Origin of the sequence: Leptolyngbya sp. AS-A5 (genome assembly GCF_039962495.1) — a bacterium.
Taxonomy (GTDB): Bacteria; Cyanobacteriota; Cyanobacteriia; order Leptolyngbyales; family Leptolyngbyaceae; genus Leptolyngbya.
This window is the reverse complement of record NZ_JAMPLL010000010.1, coordinates 123,779-150,272: the sequence shown is the minus strand read 5'-3', so window position 1 is coordinate 150,272 and position 26,494 is coordinate 123,779. Positions and strand designations below refer to the sequence as shown.

General features: G+C 48.1%; 28 protein-coding genes and 1 pseudogene. 16 read left to right on the top strand and 13 right to left on the bottom strand.

The genetic code is table 11. The features are described from left to right. The first annotated feature begins 55 nt into the window (after window positions 1-55). The 6 genes from galT to NC980_RS14105 all read left to right on the top strand — a co-directional run bounded on the left by galT (window position 56) and on the right by NC980_RS14105 (window position 4,975). Entirely contained in the window at window positions 56-1,156 is a 1,101-nt protein-coding gene (galT, locus tag NC980_RS14130) for a galactose-1-phosphate uridylyltransferase (protein WP_190376696.1), read from the top strand. An 18-nt stretch (window positions 1,157-1,174) separates the two neighbouring features. After that, a complete protein-coding gene (locus NC980_RS14125) occupies window positions 1,175-2,296 on the top strand; it encodes a M24 family metallopeptidase (protein ID WP_190376695.1) in 1,122 nt (373 codons plus the stop codon). A gap of 5 nt (window positions 2,297-2,301) precedes the next feature. Further along, complete coding sequence (gene galK, locus NC980_RS14120) at window positions 2,302-3,387, top strand: galactokinase (protein WP_190376694.1); 1,086 nt, start codon at window positions 2,302-2,304, stop codon at window positions 3,385-3,387. A 147-nt stretch (window positions 3,388-3,534) separates the two neighbouring features. Then, window positions 3,535-3,741 carry a chlorophyll a/b-binding protein gene (locus NC980_RS14115; protein WP_190376693.1) on the top strand — a complete coding sequence of 69 codons (207 nt, stop codon included), beginning with the start codon at window positions 3,535-3,537 and terminating at the stop codon, window positions 3,739-3,741. A 42-nt stretch (window positions 3,742-3,783) separates the two neighbouring features. Then, entirely contained in the window at window positions 3,784-4,233 is a 450-nt protein-coding gene (locus tag NC980_RS14110; protein WP_190376692.1) for a DUF4383 domain-containing protein, read from the top strand. 94 nt (window positions 4,234-4,327) lie between these two features. Beyond that, window positions 4,328-4,975 carry a class I SAM-dependent methyltransferase gene (locus tag NC980_RS14105; RefSeq protein ID WP_190376691.1) on the top strand — a complete coding sequence of 216 codons (648 nt, stop codon included), beginning with the start codon at window positions 4,328-4,330 and terminating at the stop codon, window positions 4,973-4,975. Here the strand turns inward: NC980_RS14105 and NC980_RS14100 are convergent. Next, window positions 4,972-5,514 carry a general stress protein gene (locus tag NC980_RS14100; protein WP_190376690.1) on the bottom strand — a complete coding sequence of 181 codons (543 nt, stop codon included), beginning with the start codon at window positions 5,512-5,514 and terminating at the stop codon, window positions 4,972-4,974. The two genes, NC980_RS14105 and NC980_RS14100, sit on opposite strands and share 4 nt — an antisense overlap. A gap of 735 nt (window positions 5,515-6,249) precedes the next feature. On the opposite strand from NC980_RS14100, the gene NC980_RS14095 reads away from it, so the two are divergent. Then, window positions 6,250-6,720, top strand: a complete 471-nt coding sequence (locus tag NC980_RS14095) for a hypothetical protein (protein WP_190376689.1) — start codon at window positions 6,250-6,252, stop codon at window positions 6,718-6,720. Between the two features lies 1 nt (window position 6,721). Further along, the gene (gene crcB, locus NC980_RS14090; protein ID WP_347272599.1) at window positions 6,722-7,129 is read left to right on the top strand and encodes a fluoride efflux transporter CrcB; all 408 of its coding nucleotides are present in this window, start codon (window positions 6,722-6,724) and stop codon (window positions 7,127-7,129) included. On the opposite strand, the gene NC980_RS14085 is transcribed toward crcB, so the two are convergent. Continuing rightward, window positions 7,121-7,567 carry a ferritin-like domain-containing protein gene (locus tag NC980_RS14085; RefSeq protein WP_190376688.1) on the bottom strand — a complete coding sequence of 149 codons (447 nt, stop codon included), beginning with the start codon at window positions 7,565-7,567 and terminating at the stop codon, window positions 7,121-7,123. The two genes, crcB and NC980_RS14085, sit on opposite strands and share 9 nt — an antisense overlap. A 213-nt stretch (window positions 7,568-7,780) precedes the next feature. Then, window positions 7,781-9,403 (bottom strand): ABC transporter substrate-binding protein, encoded by a 1,623-nt coding sequence (locus NC980_RS14080; RefSeq protein ID WP_190376720.1) that lies wholly within the window; start codon window positions 9,401-9,403, stop codon window positions 7,781-7,783. A gap of 512 nt (window positions 9,404-9,915) precedes the next feature. Here NC980_RS14080 and NC980_RS14075 point away from each other — a divergent pair. Continuing rightward, a complete protein-coding gene (locus NC980_RS14075) occupies window positions 9,916-11,127 on the top strand; it encodes an AAA family ATPase (RefSeq protein WP_190376687.1) in 1,212 nt (403 codons plus the stop codon). Between the two features lie 187 nt (window positions 11,128-11,314). On the opposite strand, the gene NC980_RS14070 is transcribed toward NC980_RS14075, so the two are convergent. Then, complete coding sequence (locus NC980_RS14070) at window positions 11,315-11,845, bottom strand: CAP domain-containing protein (protein WP_190376686.1); 531 nt, start codon at window positions 11,843-11,845, stop codon at window positions 11,315-11,317. A gap of 245 nt (window positions 11,846-12,090) precedes the next feature. On the opposite strand from NC980_RS14070, the gene NC980_RS14065 reads away from it, so the two are divergent. Beyond that, window positions 12,091-12,525 carry a DUF1499 domain-containing protein gene (locus NC980_RS14065; protein ID WP_347272601.1) on the top strand — a complete coding sequence of 145 codons (435 nt, stop codon included), beginning with the start codon at window positions 12,091-12,093 and terminating at the stop codon, window positions 12,523-12,525. On the opposite strand, the gene NC980_RS14060 is transcribed toward NC980_RS14065, so the two are convergent. The 3 genes from NC980_RS14060 to purS form a co-directional block, all read right to left on the bottom strand. Further along, window positions 12,509-13,111, bottom strand: a complete 603-nt coding sequence (locus NC980_RS14060) for an exopolysaccharide biosynthesis protein (protein ID WP_190376684.1) — start codon at window positions 13,109-13,111, stop codon at window positions 12,509-12,511. The two genes, NC980_RS14065 and NC980_RS14060, sit on opposite strands and share 17 nt — an antisense overlap. Before the next feature lie 100 nt (window positions 13,112-13,211). Next, window positions 13,212-13,910 (bottom strand): phosphoribosylformylglycinamidine synthase subunit PurQ, encoded by a 699-nt coding sequence (gene purQ / locus NC980_RS14055; protein ID WP_190376683.1) that lies wholly within the window; start codon window positions 13,908-13,910, stop codon window positions 13,212-13,214. Window positions 13,911-13,989: 79 nt separating this feature from the next. Further along, window positions 13,990-14,256, bottom strand: a complete 267-nt coding sequence (gene purS / locus NC980_RS14050) for a phosphoribosylformylglycinamidine synthase subunit PurS (RefSeq protein WP_190376682.1) — start codon at window positions 14,254-14,256, stop codon at window positions 13,990-13,992. Between the two features lie 92 nt (window positions 14,257-14,348). Here purS and NC980_RS14045 point away from each other — a divergent pair, with 92 nt between their 5' ends. Continuing rightward, the gene (locus tag NC980_RS14045) at window positions 14,349-14,744 is read left to right on the top strand and encodes a Fur family transcriptional regulator (RefSeq protein WP_190376681.1); all 396 of its coding nucleotides are present in this window, start codon (window positions 14,349-14,351) and stop codon (window positions 14,742-14,744) included. 49 nt (window positions 14,745-14,793) lie between these two features. On the opposite strand, the gene NC980_RS14040 is transcribed toward NC980_RS14045, so the two are convergent. Beyond that, on the bottom strand, window positions 14,794-17,013 hold the full coding sequence (locus NC980_RS14040) for a putative PEP-binding protein (RefSeq protein ID WP_190376680.1): 2,220 nt from the start codon (window positions 17,011-17,013) through the stop codon (window positions 14,794-14,796). Window positions 17,014-17,066: 53 nt separating this feature from the next. Between NC980_RS14040 and NC980_RS14035 the strand changes: the two genes are divergently transcribed. Next, the gene (locus NC980_RS14035; RefSeq protein WP_242026819.1) at window positions 17,067-17,774 is read left to right on the top strand and encodes a ComF family protein; all 708 of its coding nucleotides are present in this window, start codon (window positions 17,067-17,069) and stop codon (window positions 17,772-17,774) included. Between the two features lie 4 nt (window positions 17,775-17,778). Here NC980_RS14035 and NC980_RS14030 read toward each other — a convergent pair whose 3' ends face one another. The 4 genes from NC980_RS14030 to NC980_RS14015 all read right to left on the bottom strand — a co-directional run bounded on the left by NC980_RS14030 (window position 17,779) and on the right by NC980_RS14015 (window position 21,772). Continuing rightward, window positions 17,779-19,419, bottom strand: coding sequence for an ATP-binding protein (locus NC980_RS14030; RefSeq protein ID WP_190376679.1), 1,641 nt, complete (start codon window positions 19,417-19,419; stop codon window positions 17,779-17,781). 33 nt (window positions 19,420-19,452) lie between these two features. Then, window positions 19,453-20,019, bottom strand: a complete 567-nt coding sequence (locus NC980_RS14025) for a chemotaxis protein CheB (RefSeq protein ID WP_190376678.1) — start codon at window positions 20,017-20,019, stop codon at window positions 19,453-19,455. Next, complete coding sequence (locus NC980_RS14020) at window positions 20,019-20,849, bottom strand: protein-glutamate O-methyltransferase CheR (protein WP_190376677.1); 831 nt, start codon at window positions 20,847-20,849, stop codon at window positions 20,019-20,021. The genes NC980_RS14025 and NC980_RS14020 overlap by 1 nt, the downstream gene beginning before the upstream one ends. 80 nt (window positions 20,850-20,929) lie before the next feature. Next, window positions 20,930-21,772, bottom strand: coding sequence for a DUF72 domain-containing protein (locus NC980_RS14015; RefSeq protein ID WP_190376676.1), 843 nt, complete (start codon window positions 21,770-21,772; stop codon window positions 20,930-20,932). Between the two features lie 108 nt (window positions 21,773-21,880). Here NC980_RS14015 and NC980_RS14010 point away from each other — a divergent pair, with 108 nt between their 5' ends. Further along, window positions 21,881-22,762: a M48 family metalloprotease gene (locus tag NC980_RS14010; protein ID WP_190376675.1), complete on the top strand. Its 882-nt coding sequence runs from the start codon at window positions 21,881-21,883 to the stop codon at window positions 22,760-22,762. A 58-nt stretch (window positions 22,763-22,820) separates the two neighbouring features. Next, window positions 22,821-23,405 (top strand): rhomboid family intramembrane serine protease, encoded by a 585-nt coding sequence (locus NC980_RS14005; RefSeq protein WP_190376674.1) that lies wholly within the window; start codon window positions 22,821-22,823, stop codon window positions 23,403-23,405. 35 nt (window positions 23,406-23,440) lie between these two features. Here the strand turns inward: NC980_RS14005 and NC980_RS14000 are convergent, their stop codons facing one another. Further along, a complete protein-coding gene (locus NC980_RS14000; RefSeq protein WP_190376673.1) occupies window positions 23,441-24,370 on the bottom strand; it encodes a LysR family transcriptional regulator in 930 nt (309 codons plus the stop codon). A 116-nt stretch (window positions 24,371-24,486) separates the two neighbouring features. On the opposite strand from NC980_RS14000, the gene ilvD reads away from it, so the two are divergent. Both ilvD and NC980_RS13990 read left to right on the top strand, forming a co-directional pair. After that, on the top strand, window positions 24,487-26,172 hold the full coding sequence (ilvD, locus tag NC980_RS13995) for a dihydroxy-acid dehydratase (protein WP_190376672.1): 1,686 nt from the start codon (window positions 24,487-24,489) through the stop codon (window positions 26,170-26,172). Between the two features lie 202 nt (window positions 26,173-26,374). Next, a pseudogene (locus tag NC980_RS13990) lies at window positions 26,375-26,491 on the top strand (type II toxin-antitoxin system HicA family toxin); the annotation flags it as partial. Window positions 26,492-26,494 lie beyond the last annotated feature (3 nt).

Below are 26,494 nucleotides of genomic sequence, written 5' to 3'. Positions count from 1 at the left end.
GGGGGCAAACCCAAGGCATCAGGATGGATAGAGATCCCCTCAAGGTGAAAAGCTTATGTATTCCCAAATGCTGCTAAAACCGGACGGTCGCAAACTGTTTTTATACAGTCGAAACGCGATCGCACCCGATATTGTTGCCCCCAGTCCTAGCCCTGATCCGATTCAGGCAAGTCCTCATCTGCGGTGGCATCCGTTGCGCGGCGAATGGGTTTGTTATGCGAGTCACCGGCAAGGGCGAACGTTCATGCCGCCTCCAGAGTACAATCCACTCGCACCCACGCATGATCCTCAGTTTCCGACCGAACTTCCTCAAGGAAACTATGATGTTGCTGTGTTCGAGAACCGCTTTCCGTCAATGGTTCCCACTGCCAACACAGCCCCGCATGAGATTGTTAACACACTCCCTGCAAATGGCGCGTGTGAAGTCGTTGTGTTTGATCAAAATCCACAATCATCCCTTAGCTCACTCAAGCTCGATCATATTGAGTTACTGATTCAGGTGTGGGGCGATCGTACCCGTGCTCTTGGAGAGATTGACCAAATCCAATATGTTCTCCCGTTTGAGAATAAAGGTGTCGAAGTTGGCGTAACACTGCACCATCCACATGGGCAAATCTATGCGTATCCATTTGTTCCGCCTGTTCCTGCAAACATGGGGCAACAGCAGCAAGCCTACTATCAACAACATCAGCGCAGATTGTTGCAGGACTTGATTCAGCAAGAGATTACTGATGATCAGCGAATCTTGTACCGCGATGATTTCGCGATCGCGTTTGTCCCTATCTGCGCCCGCTATCCCTATGAAGTCTGGATTGCTCCGATCGATCCCGTAGCAACCTTGATCGATCTGACTCCTGATCAGCGTCAAGGACTTGCCAAAGCACTCAAGACTGTAACCATGAAGTTTGATGGATTGTGGCAGCGATCGTTTCCTTATCTGATGGCATGGTATCAAGCACCGATTGATGGTCAGCCGCATCCAGAATGGCACTTACACGCAGAATTCTATCCGCCCTATCGCACTGCCGATCGCCTCAAGTATCTGGCAGGAACTGAACTTGCTGCCGGAATGTTCGCGAATGATGCCCTTCCTGAAGAAAAAGCCAAAGAACTACAAGCTGTCGCTGTGCAAATCGAAGACAGAGTAACGGTCTAAGCATCAGGAGCAACAGAAATGCAATCTCAACTCAGCCCCACACCCGCAAGCGACGATCGCACTACCGAAATCAGTCAAAAACTAACCTGGATGCGCGAAGCCTTACAGGAAGCTGGAGCATCTGGTCTGCGATTGAGCGGAATTGATTGGTTTGCGTGGGCAACCGCAGGCGGCTCGAACATGGTGCTACTTGCGGCAGACACAGGAGTTGCTGAAGTTTTAGTCACACTCAATGGTGCATGGATTCTGACCGATGAGATCGAAGCTCAGCGACTTCAGGACGAAGAAGTTCCCAGCAGCTCAGACTATCAATGGGCGATCGCTCCTTGGGCAAAAAAAGCCGATCAAGAGTCTTTTGTGCAAAAGGTCACTCAAGGCGGCAAAGTCATCAGTGATATCGAAGGCAATCTCCCACGATCGCTAATCGATCACAAACGAATGTTATTACCGAGTGAAATTGATCGCTACCGCCAAGTGGGAAAACTCGCCAGCGAAGCGATGACCGAAGTTCTCGCGCAAGCCTCACCGGATTGGACAGAAGTTCAACTTGCCGGAGCGGGAGCGGCTGCTCTTTGGACTCGTGGACTACGCCCCGCCCTCACGCTTGCGGCTGGAGAAGTTCGCTTGCCTAAGTATCGCCACACCCTTCCGAAGCAAGAAAAAATTGGACGGATGGCAATGTTAGTCTTTTGCGCCCGTGGCTTTGGTCTGTATGCAAATCTCACTCGCTTTGTTTACTTCGATCGACTATCCGAGCAAGAAGCAACCCGACATCAACAAGTGCGAGAAATCGAAGCGATCGCGCTCGATCATTGTCAAACTGGAACATCGCTCAATCAGATTTACCACACCCTACAAAGCGCATACGAGCAACAAGGCTATCCCAACGCCATTCGCGAACATCACCAAGGCGGAACTACTGGGTATCTATCTCGCGAAGTAGTTGCTGATCCTGAAACGAACGATCTTCTATTTGCCAACACTGCGATGGCTTGGAATCCTAGCCTAGTCGGAGCCAAGATAGAAGACACTTTCTTACTTCACGAAGATAATCGCCTCGAAAATCTTACACTTGATCCACACTGGAAAAGCATTGAAGTCAACGGACGACAACGTCCCCTCCCCTTAGAAAAGTTCTAATCGCTATGACGACAGCCACAACAGTCACCTTTGAGCAAATCTTTAATGCTTCTCCTGATGTTCAAGCGAGTGCGCCTGGACGAGTCAATCTACTAGGCGAACACACGGACTACAACGATGGTTTTGTGTTGCCGACTGCAATTCCTCAGCAGACTACTGTTTATCTCGGTGCTAGCCCGAACGATCGACATCACATCTATTCTCAGGAACTATCCGAGCAAGTTAGTTTCGCTCCGAGTGATCCCATTCCTCAGGGCTTCAGTAGCTATGTCATTGGCTGTATTCGCACCCTTGAACAACAAGGATTGAACATTCCACCGCTCAACATCTTTGTGACTTCTTCGGTTCCAATTGGCTCTGGCTTGTCGAGTAGTGCAGCCTTAGAAGTTGCAATGTTACGCGCTTTACGATCGCTCCTCCATCTCAATATTGATGATGTCAAGATTGCTCAGTTTGGACAAGATGCAGAAAGAAACTTTGCCCATGTTCAATGCGGCATCATGGATCAGATGGCATCCAGCTTAGCAGATACTGATCACCTATTATTTCTGGATACACGAACGCTCGATCGTGAATTACTACCCTTTCCTCAAGGCGCAGAAGTCCTAGTCATTGATAGTGGAATTCCTCGTACATTAGCAGGCAGTGGATACAATCAGCGCCGTGCAGAGTGTGAGGAGGCTGCTAAATTGCTTAATGTTCCAGCTTTGCGAGATGTGCAGGATGTAAGCGCGATCGCATCCTTACCGAGTCCGCTCAAAGAAAGAGCGCGTCATGTGATCACCGAGAACAATCGTGTTCTAGAAGCCCGAAGTGGTGTATCGGCTGAGCAATTCGGACAATTGATGAATGCCTCTCATGCAAGCTTGCGCGATGATTATGAGGTCTCTGTAGAAGGATTAGATCGGCTCGTTGCAATGCTGCAAGAAACACCAGGAATATTAGGAGCGCGGCTCACGGGCGCAGGATTTGGAGGCGCATGTGTTGCCTTAGTAGATTTCAACACCCGTTCTGCTCAGGCAATTCAAGATGTCCTGAATCGCTATCAACAAGCAGGATACAACGGAAAAATATTAGTCGATCGCACCTAAGTTATTTCTCTGACTTCTCCTATTAAGTCCCGCCTTTGGAGATAGACCAAAGCCGCTTCTAATGGCAGACTAAACCCATAAAGTTGCTCGCTAGTATGGCAGTGCAGTCAGATAAATAACAATTTTATGGAACGCTCAACACTTGACATGGAACGTTCAACAATTAATACCGATCAAGTTCCCGCTGTGACTCCGGCTTATAATGGTGCCGATCGTAACGCCTGGATCTTTGGCTGGAATCCTCAACAAGAACTTTGGAATGGTCGGTTAGCAATGCTCGGTTTCATTGCTTATTTTCTCTGGGATTTAGCAGGATATAGCGTGGTACGCGAGGTTCTCCATCTAGTTCGTTAAGTCTCTCAGTTTGTCAAAATCTTTAATATTCAAATTACAATCATGCAATCAACATCAATCTCTACAAGCGCACCAACTTCTCCGATTCGTTATGGTGCTTTAGGTCTAGGCCTGTTCTTCCTGCTGCTTGGTTTAGCTGGATTTGTGCCTGCTTTTGTGGCTCCCCCTGAACACTTTATTCCCAATCTGGGCTTCGGTTACCTCTTTGGATTGTTCCCGACCAACTATTTCCATAACGCAATTGGCATTTTGGTTGGAGTTTGGGGACTTGCTGCATTTACCAGCTTGACTGGCTCGATCGTATTCACTCGTATCTTCGCGATTGTGTATGCGGCAGGTGCAATCTTAGGACTGCTTCCGTTTACCAACACTCTATTTGGTCTGACTCCTCTATTTGGTGCAAATGTCTTGCTGAATGCGATCGTTGCAGGAATTGCGTTCTACTATGGCTTCGTGAAATCCTCTGAAGTTAAAGCCGCAGCGATCAAGTAACAGTCAGAATCTAAAACTTTAAGAAAGTAGCCCAGAGAAGGCTACTTTTTTTTCGTTAAAATAAAGCTGCCCCTCAACTAAAGAGACTCAGCCGATGATCGAAGTGCTGCAAAATTGGCAGGAAGTTCAAACCGCAACACAAGCTTTGCAACGAGCAAGTTTACCCACTCACATTACAACTGAGAAGAATTGGGATCAGTGGCTACTCGCTCAACTTCTACAATCATCAGAAATCAATCAGCAGTCTAAGCTCATCGATCTAGGATGCGGTGATTGTTGCACCCTTGAGTTACTCTCTGCTCTTGGTTTTGAAGAATTGCATGGCATCGATTTCACCATCAAACCGAATCAATCGAACTACAAGCTTTACCAAGGAGATTTGACAGACACCTCATTTCCAGACTGTTCCTATGATGTTGCTGTTAGTATCTCTGTGATTGAACATGGAGTCGATCTCGATGCGTTTTTCCAAGAAGCTTATCGATTGCTCAAGCCCAATGGGTTGTTATTCGTAACTGCGGACTATTGGCAAAGTAAAATTCCAGTTGATTCATCGATTCAACCTTTCGGACTGTCTTGGACGATTTTTTCAAAGACAGAAATTGAGCAAGCGAGCGCACTTGCCCAATCTCACGGCTTTCTTCTAGAACAAAATCAAGAAATTCCAGCGTGTACTGAAACAACCGTCTCTTGGTACGAAAAGAACTATACGTTTATCGCGCTCACATTCCGAAGACCTTAGTAGATCATTAACTCGCGAATGTCTTGCTGCTTAAACACCTGTTCAGCCTGACGAATCTCTTCTTCACTTCCCTCAACAGTGATCAGATAGTCGCCGCGTTGCAGGTGATCACCGTATCGTCCCGCCATCCCGCTCGGAACACCGTAATCAATCAAGGCTTTCTCCAAATTATTCGCCGCAACTACAGCAACACCACTCGCCGCAACACTCGCCGCCAGCGCTGCTCCTAAACTTCCGGCTGTCAAAACAACACCGAGTCCTGGAAGCGCAAGTGCGGTCAATCCTAGGATAGAAAATCCTGTGGCACTCGCTGCCAGCGTATTTCCAACTACACCGGCTGAATTGACCACTTTTGTATCTCCCACGTGATCGCTGACTTCAACCCCGCTCACTTGCTCTGCGGGTTCCGCTTCTTTCGCAATCAAAGAGATTTTGTCGATCGCAAATCCAGACGCTTGCAAGGTCTGAATGGCTTTTTCTGCGTCTTCACGATTTAGGAACACGCCGATCGCTCGTTTTTGCTGTTGGCTAACCACCATTTTCTTTATTCCTACAAATAACAACGATAATCACACTGAAATTGTTTGTGATTCACACTTTGATCTTGGCAACCTTGATCTCGTGAGCCATCGTTCCAGGGGGGTAGCTACCAAGTGGACAGAATTTTGACGAAAATCATTCACTCGATCGAGAGCATTGCAGAGCCGTACTACACAAGGGACAACAATCAGGCATTTTCAGAGGCGCGGGGCAAGCATCGCCTCTCGCGCTTTTAATTGGATCAATCTTGCACGATCGCGAATGTAACTAAGATTAGATTTAGTTTTAAGAAAGATTACTGTCAATCCACCGATTGATAGAGAAGTGGAGTAAGAACTATCTCTTGAATTAAGTTTTATTTGAATACCATAAGTTAGATTACTTTTTAACTTGATCCTGAGAGAGACTGATACTGTTAAGACACTCATAAAGATAAAAGGACAGTTATATGCAGGCCTCTAAAAAGCACTTAGGTGAATCATTCGGGTTGGTTTTGTTACTGGCGATGTCCTGCGTTGGCATGATTACACTGATGTCACAGATGCAGTAGTAAAACGCTCTGCCACTCAATTAACCTGTAAGATTGCACAGTTTTAATTCACTTAATCTAATATTTAGGAATTGGGTAGGAGCATTTTCGAGTTGCTCCTACCCTTCGCTTTTTGAGAATTGAAGCTTGAGTTCAACTCAGGATCTCTATAATGAGATGAACAGAGAATGATGTTGACTGACACATGGATAAACCACTCGATGCCGAGCAATCGATCGAAGTTGCGACCCGCATCAAAAGTAAAGCAAAAGCCAGTTTTGAGAACGCAGCGAAAGCAATTTCTACTGTTGAAGGAGCGCTGTACGTTCAAGGATTCATTGTGTTTGCCGGAGCGCCTCACAAGCCCGTTGAACATAGCTGGCTAGAGTTAGACGATCGTATCCTCGATCCAACCTTCCCGCACTTCAACCGCAAACCCGAACAACTCCACTACTACGCCGCCCAAAAACTCACTCCCAAGCGGCTTAGACAAGCGATCGAAGAAGCCAAAGAAGACTATCCCGAAGATGATCCCTTGCCCATCTACGGATCAACGCCTTATGAATACTATGGCGATGTCATGCTAGGTGGTAAAGAATATACACAAGCTTATGAAACTGCGAAGGCAAAGTGTAATGAATTAAATCCACCGAAGAGTCGCAATCAGCAAAACTAAAGTGAATCCATTTGCAACACTAGATCCAACCTTACGCAGCGCGATCTCGATTAGTTTGGGTGCGATTCCAGGTGCATTGAGCCGTTACTATCTCACGCTGCTGTTTGCGCGATGGTTTGGCATACAGTTCCCCTATGGCACCTTTTTTATCAATATCACAGGTGCAATGGTGATGGGCTTCTTTGTCACCTTCTTTCTAGAACGTGGCATCGGCACCCCAGAACTTCGCTTATTCTTTGCGGTTGGGTTTCTCGGCTCCTACACAACTTTTTCAACTTACGCGCTTGAAACTTCGGTCTTAGTGAAATCTGGAAATCCCAGTCTTGCGCTTTTGTACGGGTTAGGAAGTGCCGCGATCGGATATTTAGGCTTAGAACTCGGCAGCTTCCTCGCTCGAAAATTAAGTTAAATCTGGGTGGAAATCTCGCAGCATTTTCTTCAGTTCCATCCCGTGCAGTTCTTCCTGCCCGATCATACCGCGTACAAATTCTTCAAGATAAATGCTGGCATCTTCCACAACATCTAACAACTGTTTGTAGAGATTCAACGCTGCCGTTTCGTGGTTGAGGCTCTCAAGCAGAATGTCGTAAATCGAGTGCTTGTCCGTTTCTTCGATCGGCGCGATTTTCAAGCTTGGATGTCCTTCGAGTCCCGTGAGAATTTCTCCAACTTGTTGAGCGTGGAGTAGGGATTCACTCGCCTGTCCCTTGAGAAACTGCACGATCGGGATACGATTAGGTCCTGTAACCATGAGTGAATAGTGCGTGTATCGTACTACGCCTGCTAACTCAGCTTCCATGATGGAATTGAGCAAATGGGTTGTTTTTTCTAAATTGAGATCGCGCATGATTGGCTCGCTGATGACAGAAGACTAGGTTCTCATAAACTTCGATCAGTTTAACTGTCGATAATTACTCTCAATGATGCAACTTTGCAGTTAAAGACCGAGCCAAAGCAAACCTAGCCTCTGTAGGATAACGGCTCTACTACAAATCGGCAATTATTCTCATTAATATGCCTCCGATCGCCGAAACCCACACCCCAAGCTCTAAATCTCCTACTATTGTTTTGCGATCGCTTCAAAGGGTTCCGCCCCCAATGGGCTAGGTGTCCATCCGGTCATCGTTTTACGCTGTACGAGCAATGGATCAGAATGCACGATCGACAATCGCACTGCTTCACGATGAATGATCTCATCTACTTCTGCATAAAGCTTTGCTCTAGCTGAACGATCGCTAGTCGCTCTGGCTTGATTCAGAAGTTGGGTGACGCGATCGTTTTTCCACCCCCCCAAATCTGTCGTGCTACCCGGCCCAAAATGTGGATAGTAAAAGGTATCCGGATCACCATAATCGCCCGTCCAGCCCAACATAAACATCGGATAGCCTGGATTTTTATTGCGATCGGCAAGATACGCCGCCCAATCTTTTGTTTTCAAATTGGCACGAATTCCAACCGCCTGCAGATCTGCGGCGAATGCTTCGGAGATCGGTTTTGGGGTCGGAAAGTAAGGACGCGCCACAGGCATATACCACAAATCAATTTCAAACCCATTCGGAAAGCCTGCTTGCTTCAGTAAATCTTTAGCTTTCTGAGGATTGTAATCATAGTCTTGCAGCTTCGGCGAAGTTGACCAGTCGAGCGCAGGTGGAACAAAGTGCGGTGTGGTTTGCGCTGACCCTTTCCAGAAAGCTTGCACGATCGCTGGCTTGTTAATCGCATGAGCGATCGCCTGTCTCACTCTCACATCCGACAATGGCTTAAAGCTTGGATTTAATGCCAGATAGCCCACATTAAACGAAGGACGATTCGCCACAGTTAAATTCTGATCTTGCTCAATTTCTGTCTTTTGATCGGGAGCCAGTTCGACCGTAAAGTCAATTTGTCCGGCTCTCACTTGCGCCAACCGCGCACCGGAATCTCCCACAAACCGCATCACCAGTTGATTCGATTTCGGTAACTCTGGCTTCCAATAGTTCGGATTTTTTTCTAAGGTAATGCGATCGCCACTCTGCCACCCTTTGAACATAAATGCCCCGGTTCCAACGGCTCCGCCTGCGGGAGTGCCATAATTTGCGCCTGCTTTTTGAATCGCGCTGGGACTAGCAATGCCGAAGTATGCCGCTGCGATCGCCGTTGGAAATGCGGCAAAGGGTTGTTTCAGCACAAACTGGAGGGTCGAATCATCCACAACCCGAACATCCTGTATCAGCGAATCCGGTTCGCCCTTGTAGCCCCCGAAAATCTGTCCCCAAATTTCGTAGCTCTTGCCGGCATTGCGAAACCCATTCGGATTGTTTTTATCCCACCAGCGATCGACATTAAATTTCACCGCATTGGCATTAAAGTCTGTCCCATCATGAAACTTTACGCCCTGACGCAGCTTGAATGTCCAGGTCTTGCCATCTTTGGAAGCACTCCAAGCGATGGCTAAACTGGGTTCTAGCTCAGTCGTTCCAGGCTTGAACTGAATCAATCGATTGTAAATTTGGTTATGAACAATCAAAGAATTCCCATCAGTCACATTGCCGGGTTCTAAGTTCGTTGGTTGTCCACTCGCAGCATAGACTAACACACCCGAATTAGCAGGAGTCGAATTTTGCGGGCTGCAATTCGTGACGACAACAGCCAAAGCAGACAACAACGCGATCAAGCCCGATCGCCAGATTTGAGGATTTACCATTGCATCTGAATCCATACAAGCTTCTGGATTTTATCAAGTGCAGCGATTAAAGCAAATTGACAAGCTTGTATTATGAATGTAGTATAAAAGTAATCTTAGAGGAATACGATACGAAATGAAATCGTCAAACTCGTTCAAACCTTTGAGCATCGCGCCTTAGAACGGTTGTAGTAGAAGCATTCCGCTCATTTCACCGTAGCATTGTGCTCTCTAATCCCCGATCCGTTAACCGTCATCGATCAAATTCGCTACGGAATCCAGCGTTATAATCAGGCTCATGGTATTGAATCAACTCCAACGCTAGCTATCACGAAACCATTACGCAATTTTGGATTTACCTGATTCAGATTTATCTTAATCGCATTAATGTTCATGATTCTTTACCGAAAGCGAATTAGTTAATGAATCTTTATCCCGACCGGTTCTATTGTTTGCATCCTACAGCCGCGACCTGATCTTTTCGCCGGAAGCCCGTTCTCTCTGGATTGAACCCAACCTGAAATTTTTGAACTATGCAAGACTTTGACTTTAACTTTAATCAGTTCAATCAATTCAACCAAAATAAACAGAAAGGACAAAGTTTACTGGCGGCAGGTTGGCGACCGTTGAATCGCGATTTTGACTGGAGCTATTTTCTACAGCTAGCCCAAGAGGACTCAGAAGAATTAAACCGCCGAATGATGGGAGCCGTCAGCACGATCGCAGATGCTTTAGGACGCAGTCATCAAGCCTGGTGGTCAAACGCGATCAATTTATTTTCGTCCTACACGCGCGGCGAGATTGATCAAGTTTGGAACTATCTCACGCCTGATCCGCCTTATCCCGACTATCGCTATCGAGACACGCTCAGCGTAGAAACCCCGATTCGTCAGATTGTCAGCCGCAACAACATTCCGATCGACTACGTTCTCACGCGCTTACAAGAAACCACAATCCGCCAAACCCTCGCAATTCTGGGGCGACCGGATTTAATCATGCAAAGCTATCTGGATCGATCGTTTTATTTTCCTGTAGAGCGGTTTGAAAATTGGGATCGACTGGATATCGTCAGTAGCGCTTATGCTTACTGGTCAGCGCATGAAGTGTGGTTACAAATTGATTATGTCGATCGCGGACGACGCTACTGGACGCTGATGGCAAAAAACATGGCTCCGCTCATCCAAAAGTCTACTTATGGATTAGCCGTCATGCTGAGTGGCTATCAAAGCCGCGTCGGGCAAATTCACGCCCAGTTTGCAGTCCGGGACTTTCCGCCAGAGATTCAAGCCTTTACGGACACCGTACAGCAAACGGTGATGAATCAACATCGATTAGCTGTATTGGTGCATGGTGATCCAGGAACCGGTAAAACTGCTTGGACGCAAGCGATCGCCAAAGAGGTTCTAGTTCCACTGGGTTATGTGATCTTCATTCTGGATCATGATGCGGTTGAAAACTTTGTGCCACCAAGCTATTTGGAACGGATTTGTCTGATCATCAATGAGGCAGATAACTTAGCACAGGATCGATCGACTGAGATTGCTCAATCGAACAATAAGACAGAACACATTCTCAGCTTGCTCGATGGAACGCTGTATCAGAGCGTCGTGAGTGTTGGCAACTTTGAGCTAGAGCAGAAGTTAGTCGTGCTAATGACTTGTAACACCACTGAGCGACTTGATCCGGCAATGTTACGAAAAGGTCGAGTTGATCTCATGTGCGAGTTTAATCACCGTTTCGTGTAAATCCAATGAATTAGCTTACCAGATTGATTTGTGGATGCGACAGATTCTCGCCCCCTAAATCCCCCAGAATGGGGGACTTTGAGTATGATCTGTCGCATTCTATGTTTAATTCGGTAGCTGTCTGATCTCTAACTGGAGAAGACAGCTTTTTTCAATTGCAGCACTTTGGAGCAATTTACCTCATTGTTTACCGACGCAGAAACAACTGTGTGATGTAGTAAGTATTGTTCTTTTTCCAAACTCCTACTCCAGTCTCAGCATAAATCGGGCGCAGAATGTTCTCTCGATGCCCTGGACTATCTAGCCACCCCTCGACTGCTGCGGGTGCGGGCTGAGCTACATTTGTTCCTTTGAACAAATTCTCACCGACAGCAATATAAAAAATGCGATCGGCACGAACACGATCGGCGGGTGTCGTCCCGTCAGGACTGGTATGGCTGAAAAAATTCTTCTCTGCCATTTGCTTGCTGTATCGTCGAGCCACTGCTGCGAGTCGATCGTTGTTTTTCAATCCCGATAATCCATCTTGCTGCCGGACTTGATTAATTTGCTGATGGATTGCCGTCTCAATTCGTGCTGTGGTGGTCGATTGTGCTGGCGTTGGAGGAGTTGACGGCTGAGAAGAAGGAGGCTCAAGAATTGGAAAATCAGGAAATCGCTCTCTAATCTGTTTGCATCCCGTTGTCGCCAATATCAGCGCGGTACACCCGATGCCCATAAGCCAAGATGCTCGACAATGCCGCGTTTTTCTTGTGGTGTATGTTAATTTGCAGGAGTTCGTCTTAAATTCGCTAGGTTGCATGATAGGTAAGAGGCGGTGCGATCTGCTTTTCTCTAATCTAGCAATCTGAATCCTGCGGCTTCTTAATTCTATCCATACACTAGGAGATGTCTATGCTGAAACGTACTGCCCTATTGGTCTTAATTGCATCCTTGTGTTGGTTTGGAGTGAGTGCAAGTGCAATGGCACTTCCGTTAAATCCTCCGATCGCAACTCTGTTTTCATTTTCAGGAACTCGTCCGACAAATTTAGGTTTAAACAACGATCGCTTGGCAGAATGTCCAAGCACACCAAACTGTGTCAATAGCTTTAGCACCGATTCAACCCACGCGATCGCACCGATTTCCTATGCCGTTTCGCCTGAAGCAGCGATCGCTAAGTTGAAACAAACCATTGAATCCCTACCTCGTACAAAAATCATCAAAGCCACAGATAACTATATCTACGCAGAATTTGCCTCTAAGATCATGGGCTTTGTGGATGATGTGGAATTTTACTTAGACAACCCTGCAAATGTGATTCAGGTGCGATCGGCTTCTCGCCTCGGAGAATCAGACCTCGGGGTGAATCGCCAGCGGGTCGAGGCGATTCGCGCTCAGCTTAAAGCCATTGATTAATTAAATCCGGCGCTCTCCAAAGCAAGTAAACGATAACAGCACAAATGGCAGTAATCAAGGCAGTCAGCCCATAAGCCACACACATCAACAATCCATCAGATTCGAGCATTGCCACCACTAAAAGCAATATCCCGATCGTTGGAAATGGATTAGTAAATGGAATCGGTGCAATGAGCAAAATGGCTAACCAAGTAATGCACAATCCATTGAACTGCCAGATATGCGGATTCGATGCAATTCGTCTGAGACGAGGACGCGTAATTTTTTCTAAGATACGCGTCACTCGTCGAATATTTTTTAGCAACTCCCGGGCAAAAAAAGTCGGGAATCGAAACTGCGCCAATTTCTTTGGCAACCAAGGCGATCGCTTCCCTAGCGCCATCTGCATCCCTAATAAAATGCACCCCGTTCCTGGAACTCCCGTCAATCCAGGCGGAACCGGAAACAAAAACGGAATCACCAAAAGCGCGATCACCAAGCAAAAACCACGTTCTGAAGTTTCAGCTAGAATCGCCGCGATCGTTAATGGCTCCTCAGACAGTCGCTTTAACAAAGATTCAATGTCTTGAGAAAAACGAAGGTGCATAGCGAAATCACTGATTCGATACAAAAATTCTGACGCAAATTTTTCGGATCGGGATCAGTGATGCCCCAAAATTATTGAATTTGCTGAACCGGAAGAGGTACTACACCAACGCTGGAACCGCTTTGAGAATGCTTTCAAACAGCGCTAATCCATCCACACAGCCAAGCGCGCGATCGGAAGCGCGTTCCGGGTGCGGCATCATGCCCAACACATTGCCCTGACGATTACAAATGCCAGCGATGTGATTGAGTGAGCCATTAGAATTGCTTTCGGGTGTGAGATTGCCCGCTGGATCACAGTAGCGGAAGAGAATTTGATCGTGATCTTCGAGCGATTTCAACGTCTCCGCATCGGCGTAATAACTGCCTTCCCCGTGCGCGATCGGGAACTCGACGACTTGACCTTTCCGGTAATTCTGCGTCCACACTACATCATTCCGCTCCACCCGCAGAGGAACACGATCGCAGATAAAATGCAAATCTCGATTTCGTACCAATGCCCCCGGCAGCAATCCCGCTTCGGTTAGCACTTGAAACCCGTTACAAATGCCAAGAACTAACTTTCCAGCGTTAGCATGATCGATCGTCGATCGCATCACCGGAGAAAACCGAGCGATCGCCCCACAGCGGAGATAATCCCCATAGCTAAATCCACCCGGAACCACAACGACATCAATATCAGACAAATCACTTTCTTCATGCCAAATCATTCGAGTCGGCTGACCGAGTATCCCTTCTGTCACCCAGACAATATCGCGATCGCAGTTCGATCCCGGAAACACTAAAACCCCAAATTTCATCGCGATCCTCCTTAACTTTTAAAGTCCCCACTGTGGGGGATTTAGGGGGCACAAATCACTCAAAACGAAGCCAACCAACTTAAACCGCCGCCAGTGCTTGAAGCTCAATCCGATAATTCTCAATTACCGGATTCGCCAACAACTGATCACAAATCACATCCAACTGCTCTCGTGCTGCTGTTTCACTCTCGGCTGTCAGCGATAATTCCACATACTTCCCGATTCTGACTTGCTCCACGTTAGAGTAGCCCATGTGCGCCAATCCTGACTGCACCGCCGTCCCTGCGGGATCTAAGACCGAAGGACGAAGAGTAACATAGATCTGAGCTTGAAATTTTTGAGTCACAGTCGCTGTCCTAATGGTGAAACGTTCTGAAAACCTATCTATTCTAAGACTGCGTTGATTCAAAACGGCATTGATCTCTACAATTTATCAACATGAAAACCCAGCGCACCCGAAGCCAAGACCGCATTCTCAATATTCTCAAGAGTCTCAACCGATCGATTTCTGCTCAAGATCTCTATGTCGAATTGCGGAGTCGCGATCAGGGAATGGGATTGGCAACGGTGTACCGAGCGTTAGAGGCTTTGAAGCTAGAAGGCATGGTGCAAGTGCGAACGCTCTCAAATGGTGAATCGCTTTATGGCTTAATTCAGGAAGATCGACATCATTTAACTTGTTTGCAGTGTGGTGAATCCGTGGCGATCGATGAATGTCCCGTTCATGCGTTAGAACAACAGTTAAATCAATCGCACCGCTTCAAAATTTACTATCACATGCTGGAATTTTTTGGCATGTGCGATCGTTGCCAAGCAAAAACCGAGGGACTTTGATCGAATTGTCAGAGTCTACCTATTGTCACAGTCTAGAGATCTTTAAAGTTTAGAGGCGCGATCGCGAGTCCCCGAATTGTTCGCGTACCCCATTCAATAGCATGCGCTGTTCTGCACGTGCGATCGCTCGATGCGCCATATCTACAACCGACAAATTGACTGAGATCGCATCAACTCCCCACTCAATCCAGCGATCGATCAGCTCAGACGTAATCGGCGCTTGGGTTGAAATCGAGCAGGGGATCTGTAAGCGATGCGCCGATTGAATCAATTGAGCGATCGCATTCATCACCGCAGGATGCGTTTCATCAAACGCCTGTACCATCGCACTTTGGTCGCGATCGACTCCAAGAATTAGCTGAGTTAAATCGCTCGTCCCGATGCAAATTCCTTGAATACCTGCCTCAACATACTCCGGCAGCAAAAACAACACTGAAGGCACTTCTGCCATAATCCAAAGCTGAAATTGAGCATAACCCAACAATCCCGCTTGCTCGACTCGACGACGACAAAAGACAAATTCTTCGACTGTTCGCACAAACGGCAGAATCAATCTCAAATTAGAGCAGCCTGCTTGTAACGCTTGTTCAAGTGCAGCAAGTTCAAGATCAAAGCGCTCCGGATGCCGAACATAACTCAGTGTCCCGCGCATTCCCAGCATGGGGTTCGCTTCCGGTGGCGTAACTTGAAACTCGTGCGATCGCAAATCTAAACTGCGATAAAACACCGGACGAGGCGCAAACGATCGCGCAAATTGCTGAATCTGTTCAGCTAATCGGTCTTGATCAAGCGCCTCTAGCATTCCTCCTAGCATTAGCTCTGATCTTATTAATCCTATTCCATCAATATTGATGTTCTCTGCATCTGCGATTGAATCGACCTGACTGAGATTAATCATCAATTTTGTGGCAGTTGTATTCCAAGTCTGCTCTATTCGCGTTGATTTTGGTGAAGCTTGAACCGTTTGGTGAGTGAGTGTAACTGATCCAGTATTTCCATTAACGACGATCGTATCTCCCGTGTGAATTCGTTTTGTGGCTTCTTGCGCTCCTACGATCGCGGGAATCCCCATTTCTCGCGCCAAAATTGCCCCGTGGCTAGTCATTCCACCCTGCTCCGAGACGATCGCAGCGGCGTATTTGAGCAAGGGAATCCAACTGGGCAAAATCACTGGAGTGACCAGCACAGAACCCGCCGGAACCGGGGTGTCTGGTAATTCTAAACCGCTCAGCACGAAGGCAGGGGCGATCGCTTGTCCGGGAGCCGCCCCCAGTCCGAAAACGATCGCCTGATCTGAATGCGACGGAATCGGATCTGGATAGACAGTCGGGGCAGGGTTTCGAGCCGTGGTGATGTAGAGGTGTGAGTCAGACAACTGCCACTCTAAAGCAATAGGGAATTGCAAGGTTTGAGCGAGAGTGCAGAGGGCTTCTTGCTGAGGGGGCTGCAAAACTGGCGCGGCTTCGCTGAGGTGCGATCGTGCGAGCGGTTCCGTTCCAGCTTGAATGTGATAGGCGATCGTTTGTCGTCCTGCTTGCTTTAGTTGAATCTGATCTTCGGAGATTTGATAGAGTTCTGGCTGCACTTCGCCCCGTGCAATCGCAAAATTTAACCCGCGAGCTGCCGCAATTTCCCACTGGGGCGGTTGACCTTGCAGCGAACCGGATGCCGTGACGCTGGCGATCGGTTGAATTAGCACTGCGAAGTGGATTTGCTGGAGTTCAAGCTTTGCGCCTTGCCAATAGACCAGATTTTTTGCCCGAAATAGTTCTGCCCACAGTTGCTTGAGCGCGATCGCCAAGTCGTTCATCTCTAGAGTGGAAATCTGTGGCTCGATTAAATCACAGAGTTCTTGGCTAGAAAGTGGCGCATCGAGCGCGATCGACGGACGCAGAATCACAGCCGAGGGTGCGCCTAAATCGGGCAACTGTGCAATTGCGCTCTCGATTTCTAACATCCAGTCTTCTGGAAGTTCGGCATGTTGAATCGTTGGGCGAATTTGCCGAGCGATCGTTTGAAGCTGCTGTGAGTCTTCGAGATTCAGACGCAAAGAGGAGTAAGGCAAATCGGCAAACAAGGGCTGCAACCAGTGAATCGTTTCGAGGAAGTGACGAAACCGGGTTGCCGCTAACACGACGCTCGGAAGCACTGGAAATCCTTTCTGAGCGATCGCACTCAGTTGTAGTGCTTGTTCCCCTACCTGTGTCTGATGTTGCGATTCAATGTGATCGAGCGAGAACAAAGTTTCCACAGCTAGCGATTTTTCCATTGATTCTTGATTGTATGAGACTTGCTTCGACAGTCCCGGATTGATCAGAATAAATGAATGTTTGCTGGAGGGCACTTTTAAAAGGATGGTTTTGGTCGCCTGCAATGCTCGATCGATTGTTGAATTTTGTTCTGCAAAACCCCTGTCCTTTATGCGATCGCGCGACTTCTGAGCCACTTTGCCTCGATTGCCAGCGCTGCTTAGAGGGCAATCGTCTCACCCATCCTGCACAATTTTGGCAGCAGCAACCCCGATTATTCGCTTGGGGCAACTATAGCGATGCGCTCAAGCGGACGATCGCGAAATTGAAATACGATCAACACCCTGAATTAGCCGCGCTGCTGGGTGAAGGGTTAGCGCGATCGTGGCTAGAAGCCTCGCTGAGCCGGGATAAATTAGCGATCGTTCCCATCCCGCTTCATGATAAAAAACAGCAGCAGCGCGGATACAACCAGGCGGAATTAATCTCACGCGCTTTTTGCAGAGTCACCGGGAATTTGCACCAACCGTTGGGACTGCGGCGCATTCGGGCAACCGAAGCCCTCTTTAACTTATCCCCTAGAGAGCGAGAACGAATGCTAACCCAGGTGTTTGAAATTGGGAAGATCCAGCCCGATCGACCCGTATTATTAATCGACGATATTTATACCACGGGCGCAACTGCCCGCGCTGCAATTCAGGTGTTGCACCACAATGGCATTCGAGTATTAGGAATTGCGGTTGTGGCAAAACCAATCTCAGATTTACGATCGTTGCGGTAAATGTTCACCAGATTTTCTGCTCGACTCGATTTCGCTCAGATGAGATTGACTTTCCCATTCCGCGAAGATCTTCGCGTAGTTGGTTTGCTGGCAGCAGCGGCAACCGGACTGTGAACGTTGCGCCTTTTTCCAGCCCGGGACTGGTTGCCTCGATCGTTCCCTCATGTAATTCCACCAGATGCCGCACGATTGCCAATCCCAGCCCTAAGCCATTGTGCGATCGCGTCGTCGTACTGTCCGCTTGTCGGAAGCGATCGAAGACGTGGGGGAGAAATTCTGCATCGATCCCAATGCCCGTATCCGTCACAGTGATTCGCACCATGTTGGCTTCTTCCGTTTGGGCTTGAATCGTAATTTTTCCTTCTTCAGGCGTAAACTTGACTGCATTGGTAAGCAAATTCCAAACGATCTGCTGGAGCCGGGTGGAATCTCCCCAAATGTTACCAATATTAGGCGCAAATTCCGTAATCAGTTGGATCGATTTGACTTCAACTTGAGGACGAACCCCATCGATCGCCGCTTGAATCACAGCCACAGGCTGGATCGATCGGTGATTCAAGCGGAGCTTACCGCGAATAATTGTTGAGACATCCAAAATGTCTTCGATCAGTTGTGCTTGGGTTTCAGCATTGCGCTCGATCGTTTCGAGGGCGCGATCGACCATTTTTTGGTCGTATTGCTTGGTTCGCAGCAGTCGCACCCAGCCCAGCATCGAATTTAACGGGGTTCTGAGTTCGTGGGAAAGCACCGCGAGAAATTCATCTTTCATCCGGTTTGCGGCTTCCGCTTCTTGACGGGCAAGCTGTTCTCGCATCACCTGAGCGCGAGTCACCTCGGCTTCCTTACGTTCGGTAATGTCTTCGATCGTGCCCACATGACCGAGCGCTTCACCGGATTGTGCCAGCATCGGACAGGAGCGCACATGCACCCACTGAATGCGCTCATCGATTGTCTGAAAGCGCAACTCTTCAGAAAATTCTCCGCCATGCTCTAAGTAAACATTCCATTGCGACACAGCCCGATCGCGATCGTCGGGATGAATGCACTGTTGCCAACTCCGCTCTGAGGCTCGATCGGGGGCAATCCCACAAATGGCTTGAAATCGAGGATTGGTGTAATTACAGCGTCCCTCTGAATCAATCACAAAAATTCCAGAGGGCGAGGAGGCAGACAGCGATCGAAACCGCTCTTCGCTGCGGCGCAGTTCACGATTGATTGCGGTCAATTGTGCAGCTTGGTGCTGAATTGCGGCGGCCTTCTTGAACAAATCGACAAAGACCCCAACCTTAGAAACCAGAATCTCAGAGTTAATCGGTTTAATCAGGTAATCTACTGCACCGAGAGAATAGCCCTTGAATACACCCTGTTCGCTCGCATCAAAGGCGGTCAGGAAGATAATTGGGGTGTGCTGCGATCGTGCCCGACTGCGAATCAGATTCGCAGTCTCAAAGCCATCCATTCCCGGCATCTGAATATCCAGCAGAATCACGGCAAAATCCTGATTGAGCAAGCATCTTAGCGCTTCTTCTCCCGACGATGCCCTCACTAAGTTTTCTCCGAGCCTACCTAAAACCGCTTCTAACGCCAGCAGATTTTCAGGCTGATCATCGACGATTAGGATGTTGACGGAAGTATGCATGGGCATGAACGCGATTCTTACAAGGGTTAAAAAGCTGATTCAACAGGGGGAACACAAAGTAGTTAACAAGGGAGGAATCCGCTCCAACGGCAAAATACGATCGACCGCGCTCTTGGCGATCGCAGCTTCGGGCATAGAGGGACACTCAGCGCTGCGGGGGTCTTGTACGATCGTAAATCCGCCTCGCGCTTTGATTTTTGCTAGTCCTTTTGCTCCATCTTGATTGGCTCCGGTTAAGACGACTCCGATCGTGTTGGATTGGTAGATTTCGGCTGCTGATTCAAATAAAACATTGATCGAGGGTTTTGCAAAGGCAACAGGGGGATCAACAGAGAGTGAGAATCGCTCAGGATCGACCAGCAAATGATAGTCCGCGGGGGCAAGATAGATGCACCCAGCACGAATTGGTTCTTTGTCTTCGACTTCCAGAATCGGCAAGCGGCTCTCCTGCTGTAGCGTTCGACTCAGGCTGCTCCCAGAGCAGCGATCGCGATGCTGCGCGATTGCAATAGCTGCTGAGAATTCCCCTGGTAATGCTTTTAACATATTTCTCAAGGCAGATAATCCTCCCAGAGATGTACCTATGACGACGAGGGTGAACGCCACTAGCTCATCCTCCGATAGAGTTTTTCGGCTTTTGAGAGTTCTATGTAGCGATCGCACAGTGAAGTAAATCGCAGCGTTTCTTGTCGTCCGAGTGCCAGAACTCCAAACGAACAAAGACTTTGATAAAACAATTCGTGAACGCGATCTTGGAGCGTTCGATCGAAATAGATTAATACGTTTCGGCAGATAATAACATTGAATTCATTAAACGAGCCGTCGGTGACGAGATTATGCTGCGAAAATACCATGTTGTCTCGTAGAGAGGAACGAAAGATCGCATTTTCGTAAGCGGCTGTATAGTATTCGGAAAACGATTTTTTTCCGCCTGCTTTGTGATATTGCTGCGTGTAGTCTTTCATCGCAGAAATTGGAAATATTCCGCTTCTTGCGGTTTGCAAAACTTTCTCGTTTGCATCGGTTGCATAAAGCCGACAGCGATGATAAATGCCTTCTTCTTGCAACAAAATTGCCATCGAATAAACTTCTTCTCCGGTTGAGCATCCAGCGTGCCAAATCCGAATAAACGGATAAGTTCTTAATGTTGGCAATACTAGATTCCTAAAAGTGAGATAGAAGCTTGGATCGCGAAACATTGAGGTAACATTTACCGTTAAACTGAGGAGCAATCGATCGAGAGATGTGCGATCGTGTAACACTCGGTTTTGTAGTTCTGAGATCGTTTTAATACCTTCTGCTTGCATAAAATTGTGCACTCGGCGACTGCGCGAAGACGGCGCATAGTTACGAAAGTCGTAACCGTAATAGCGGTAAATTCCTTCAAACAGCAATTGAATTTCAATTGTTTCGAGCGTCGGTTGCACAGCCAGCATAATAAGAGGGATCAAACGTATTTCTGTTATGCCACGATCGCGCTTGCGTTGTAATCCTCCTAGCGCGTCAGTCTTAGGGCTTAAAATAAGCGCATTTGCGAAGACGGCGGTTCAATCTGATTCCAAGATAGGACTGGAACTGAAACCGAATGTTGTTCTAATAATTTCTGAAAAGAACGAGCATTTTGAGGCGATCGTTCTTCAATCGGGCAATGGACAAAGAAGTAGATTTCAGTTCCTTGTTGCAGCGCGCGATCGACCAACTTCACCCATTCTTCCAAGTACACTTGATTGATACTCGGATGGCTAATGTACCGAATTAAGCTAAAGGGTGCAGTGATATCGGGCTGTAGAGGAACCTGTGGCTTTTTGCGTTCACTTTGCAGTTGTGGATCATCTTCGCATTCATAAATTGGACGAGTATCCAACAGAACTCGACCAATGTTTAACTCTTTTAGAAGTTCATTTAACTGTGTGCGATACGGTTCCTTAAACCATTGTGCATGGCGCACTTCAAGCGCTAAATTTGCGCCTGTCCAACCCCGTAAAAAGGCTTCTAGATCCTTGAAGTTTGCCGGACTATAGCTTGGAGGTAACTGAGCAAACAATACGCCTAAACGCTCGTCCAATCTCTGCATCAATTCCAGAAATTGCAATGCTTCAGGTAAGGACGGCGCGAGTTTTCCGTTATGCGTCAAAGTTTTCGGCAATTTTGGGCAGAACTTAAATCCGTTGGGTGTTTCCGATTTCCAACGATCGACCGTAGTGCGATCGGGAATCGAATAAAACGTGGTATTGCCTTCAACACAAGTAAACCGCCGACTATAAAGATTCAGAAAATCAGAGGGTTTACTCTTAGGTGGAAACAGATCCCCGACCCATTGTTTATACGCCCAAATCGCACAGCCCAAGCGAAACGTCATCGCAAACCATCCTTTAGAAAAACACTGTTTCATTCATCTGATAGAGTCCAATTCCAACCAGGAATCTGATACTTAAATCGCACATTAGAAAAATTTCTAGGTTAAAAGATGTTTGGCGGAAATCAGATCAGAACAGCGGCGCTGCTCGGACTCTTGAGTGGGCTTTTTGTTTTAGCCGGCTACTACCTTGTTGGGAATGAACAAGGTCTTATTCTAGGGCTAATCTTCGCTGCATTCAGCAGTTTAGGTTCATGGTACTACTCCGATCGCGTTGCCTTAGCTTCGTATGCAGCCCAACCGATCGAACGCGCTCAAGCTCCAGAACTGTTTGATATGGTGCAAAGGCTGTGCGATCGAGCAGAAATTCCGCTGCCGCGCATCTATCTGGTTCCAACTCAATCCCCAAATGCGTTTGCAACCGGACGCGATCCGAATCATGCAGCCGTTGCCGTGACGCAAGGAATTATCGAACTGTTGACCCCGGAAGAGTTAGAAGGGGTACTCGCTCACGAATTAACCCACGTGAAGAACCGCGATACGTTGACTCAAGCGGTTGCAGGCACGATCGCGGGTGCAATTACCTTTCTCGGTCGGATACTCACGTTTGGGGCGCTGTATGGCCCGGTTTATCGCGACACTCGGCGTGGCACAAACCCGATCGGCTTATTGTTCTTGATCGTTCTTGCACCGTTGTCGGCTGCTTTGATTCAGATGGCAATTTCTCGGACTCGTGAATTTGCTGCCGATGAAGGTTCTGCCCAACTGACCCAAAATCCGTCAGCACTGGCGAGTGCCTTAGAAAAACTCGAAACGATCGGTCATGAAATTCCGATGCACGGGAATCCAGCAATGTCGCCACTGTTGATTGTGAATCCGCTCTCAACCGAAGGACTACAATCGCTGTTTCGGACACACCCTCCGACTGAAGAACGGATTCGTCGGTTGATGCACTACGCTCAAGAAGTAAAATCTCCTGCGATCGCCTCCTAGCCCGCAGAGCGTTGAGGACTCTGTGCTAAAACAAGATTACCCTCAACGAAAAACGGTCATGACCCGACGCGATCCAAACGACCCCAATGGTATTGGAGATGAACTCAAAACCCACATTCTCATCCTGGGCACACTCGTTGGGATTATGTGGATTGTCGAAGTGGTCGATATTGCTCTTGCTGGCAAACTCAACTATCTAGGAATTTATCCTCGCAATGCGATCGGCTTGCGAGGTATTTTATTAGCGCCGTTTCTGCATCGGGATTTCCGACATCTCATCAGCAATACGATTCCGCTTGTGGTGATGGGTTGGTTTGTGATGCTGCGCGGCGTTTCTGAATTCTTTAAGGTCAGCGCGATCGTCATGCTAGCGAGCGGGCTGGGAGTCTGGCTACTGGGCGCACCCGGATTACATATTGGAGCAAGCGGCGTAATCTTTGGCTACTTTGGATTTTTGCTGTCGCGGGCTTATTTTGAGCGGAGTGCTTTGTCGATCGCCATGTCCCTTGCTGTGGGATTACTGTACGGTGGCATTATTTGGGGTGTGCTGCCGGGGCAGTTGGGCATTTCCTGGGAAGGGCATCTATTTGGTTTTCTGAGTGGAATATTTGCTGCAAGGCAGATTTCTCTGCGTCGCTGGTAAGAGCGCGCGATCGCGCTTAGTTCGACAAATTTTATTCAGAAGAGCTGAGGGTGATTTCTGTGCTCATTCACGTAGCGTCTTACAACTTGCAAAAATTCGCGTAGAACCGACGAAGTATGATCGGGTCGCCATACTATTGCCGTCTCAACTAAAGGTGCCATCTCAGCTAAAGGCATTGCTGACTCCAGAGGTTTGTAAACCACCCCAACTCGTTTCAGACTTTGTAGTGAGGCTGGAACTAAGGCAATCCCCATCTCGGCTGAGATTAAGCCAATAATCGTCTGCATTTGAATTGCTTCCTGCATCACGTTCGGGCGAAAATTCGCTTGTTCGCAAAAACTGACAATTTGATCGTAAAGACCAGGGCCAAGATGGCGTGGAAACAAAATAAACGACTCATCTGCAAGGGAGTGTAACGAAATGGCGGGTTCGGTTGCGAGTGGATGAGATTCTGGCAACGCGACAACCAGCGGCTCTTGCAAAATGTATTCCAGGCTCAAGTGATTATCTTTTAGCGGTGGATGACAAAACCCCACTTCAATTCGATGATTCTGCAATGCTTCTTCTTGTTGCGTCGTCGTCAACTCCTGTAAGACCAGATTGACTTGGGGAAAACGCTGACGAAACTGAAACAGAATCGCGGGCAGAATGTCGTACACTACAGAACTGGTGAATCCGATCGTGAGTGTTCCGGTTTCGCCTCTGCCTGCTCGTTGTGTGTCGCAGACGGCTTGTTCCAATTGAGCCAGAATCTGATACGTTGCCTGCAATAAAACTTGTCCTGCTTCGGTTAACTGAACTTGTCGCTTTGTGCGGCGATGAAACAGTTCTACACCTAATTCTGTTTCCAAGTGCTTGATCTGCTGGCTCAAGGGAGGTTGAGCGATGTTTAATCGATCGGCGGCGCGATTGAAGTGGAGTTCTTCCGCAACCGCCACAAAGTAACGAAGGTGGCGTAGTTCCATTGATTTGATATGTTTTTCGTCTTAAATCAATCAAAACATATATTGGACAGACACAAAGCGGCTCCCTATACTCCAAGATGAATGAGTTCCGCATATCGAAAAAGAGCGAGAATACTATGCCCGAAAACCTAAGAAGTCAAGCCATTACTCAAGGCGTTCAGCGATCGCCCAATCGTGCCATGCTGCGTGCGGTCGGATTCGGTGACAATGATTTTACGAAACCGATCGTGGGGGTTGCGAGTGCTCACAGTACGATTACTCCCTGCAACATGGGGATTGCACCGCTCGCCTCGGAAGCTGAAACTGGAATTCGTGCGGCTGGCGGAATGCCGCAAGTGTTTGGAACGATTACCGTGAGCGACGGGATTTCGATGGGTACGGAGGGAATGAAGTATTCGCTCGTCTCACGGGATGTGATTGCAGATTCGATCGAGACTGCCTGCAATGCTCAGAGTATGGATGGCGTGTTAGCGATCGGCGGGTGTGATAAAAATATGCCGGGAGCCATGATCGCAATGGCGCGGATGAACATTCCAGCGATCTTTGTGTACGGCGGCACGATTAAGCCTGGTCATCTTGATGGGCAAGATTTAACGGTCGTCAGTTCGTTTGAAGCGGTTGGACAATATAGCGCCGGTCGGATCGAAGAATCGATGCTGTACGCAGTCGAGCGCAGTGCTTGTCCGGGTGCAGGTTCTTGCGGCGGGATGTACACGGCGAATACGATGTCCTCTGCATTTGAAGCGATGGGCATGAGCTTGATGTATTCCTCCACAATGTCAGCAGTCGATCCTGAGAAAGCAGAAAATACGGCACTGGCTGGCAAGGTGTTAGTCGAAGCGATCCGCAATCAGATTCTGCCGCGTGACATTATCACTCGTAAGTCGATCGAGAATGCTATTTCTGTGATCATGGCGGTCGGCGGATCGACGAATGCAGTGTTGCACTTTTTAGCGATCGCGCATTCGGCTGGCGTTCCCCTCACGATTGATGATTTTGAAGTGATTCGTGAGCGCGTTCCAGTTCTGTGTGACCTTAAACCTTCGGGTCGGTATGTGGCAACAGACTTACACCGAGCAGGCGGAATTCCGCAGGTGATGAAGATGCTGTTAGCGCATGGATTGATCCACGGGGATTGTTTGACGATTACTGGGGAGACGATCGAGGAGCGATTGAGAGATATTCCCGAAGAACCCCGCGCCGATCAAGATGTGATTCGTCCGTGGAACAATCCGATGTACTCGACCGGGCACCTGGCAATCTTGAAGGGCAATCTGGCAACCGAAGGATCAGTCGCGAAAATTACCGGAGTCAAGAATCCGAAGATTACTGGGCCTGCGCGAGTGTTTGAATCCGAGGAAGCTTGTTTAGAAGCAATCTTGGCAAACAAGATCAATGCAGGTGATGTTTTAGTGATTCGCTATGAAGGGCCAAAAGGCGGGCCTGGAATGCGAGAAATGCTGGCTCCAACTTCGGCAATCATTGGCGCAGGACTCGGAGATTCCGTTGGACTGATCACCGATGGACGCTTTTCTGGTGGAACTTACGGCATGGTTGTGGGTCACGTTGCACCGGAAGCTTTTGTCGGAGGGACGATCGCGCTTGTGCAAGAAGGCGATGAGATTACGGTCGATGCTCATGCCCGATTGCTGCAACTGAATGTTCCTGAAGCTGAGTTAGAAAAACGTCGCGCTGCATGGCAACCCCCCGCACCGAGATATACCAGAGGTGTGTTAGCAAAATACGCCCGATTGGTGTCATCGAGCAGTTTAGGAGCCGTAACCGATTTGGGATTAGAGTAAGTTGACGTGAGTTCGACACAAGTGCTTAGCTGCGTTTGGATCTGCGGATAGCCCCCTAAATCCCCCACGAGTGGGGGACTTTGAACGGGTAGGAAACCTCTTAAACTTGGGGAACTAGCTCCTTTCTAAGTCCCCCAGAATGGGGGATTTAGGGGGCGAAGTAGCTCACATCGAAGCGGAAAAAACTCATCGAACTGACGTTAAAGAAAGAATGGGCTCAATTCTTTCGATTCCAGTTCACGGTAGTCGAGATTTACCTAAGGGAACATTGAAAAGTATTTTGAAAGATGCTGATCTAACGGAAGAAGATCTAGAGTAAGTC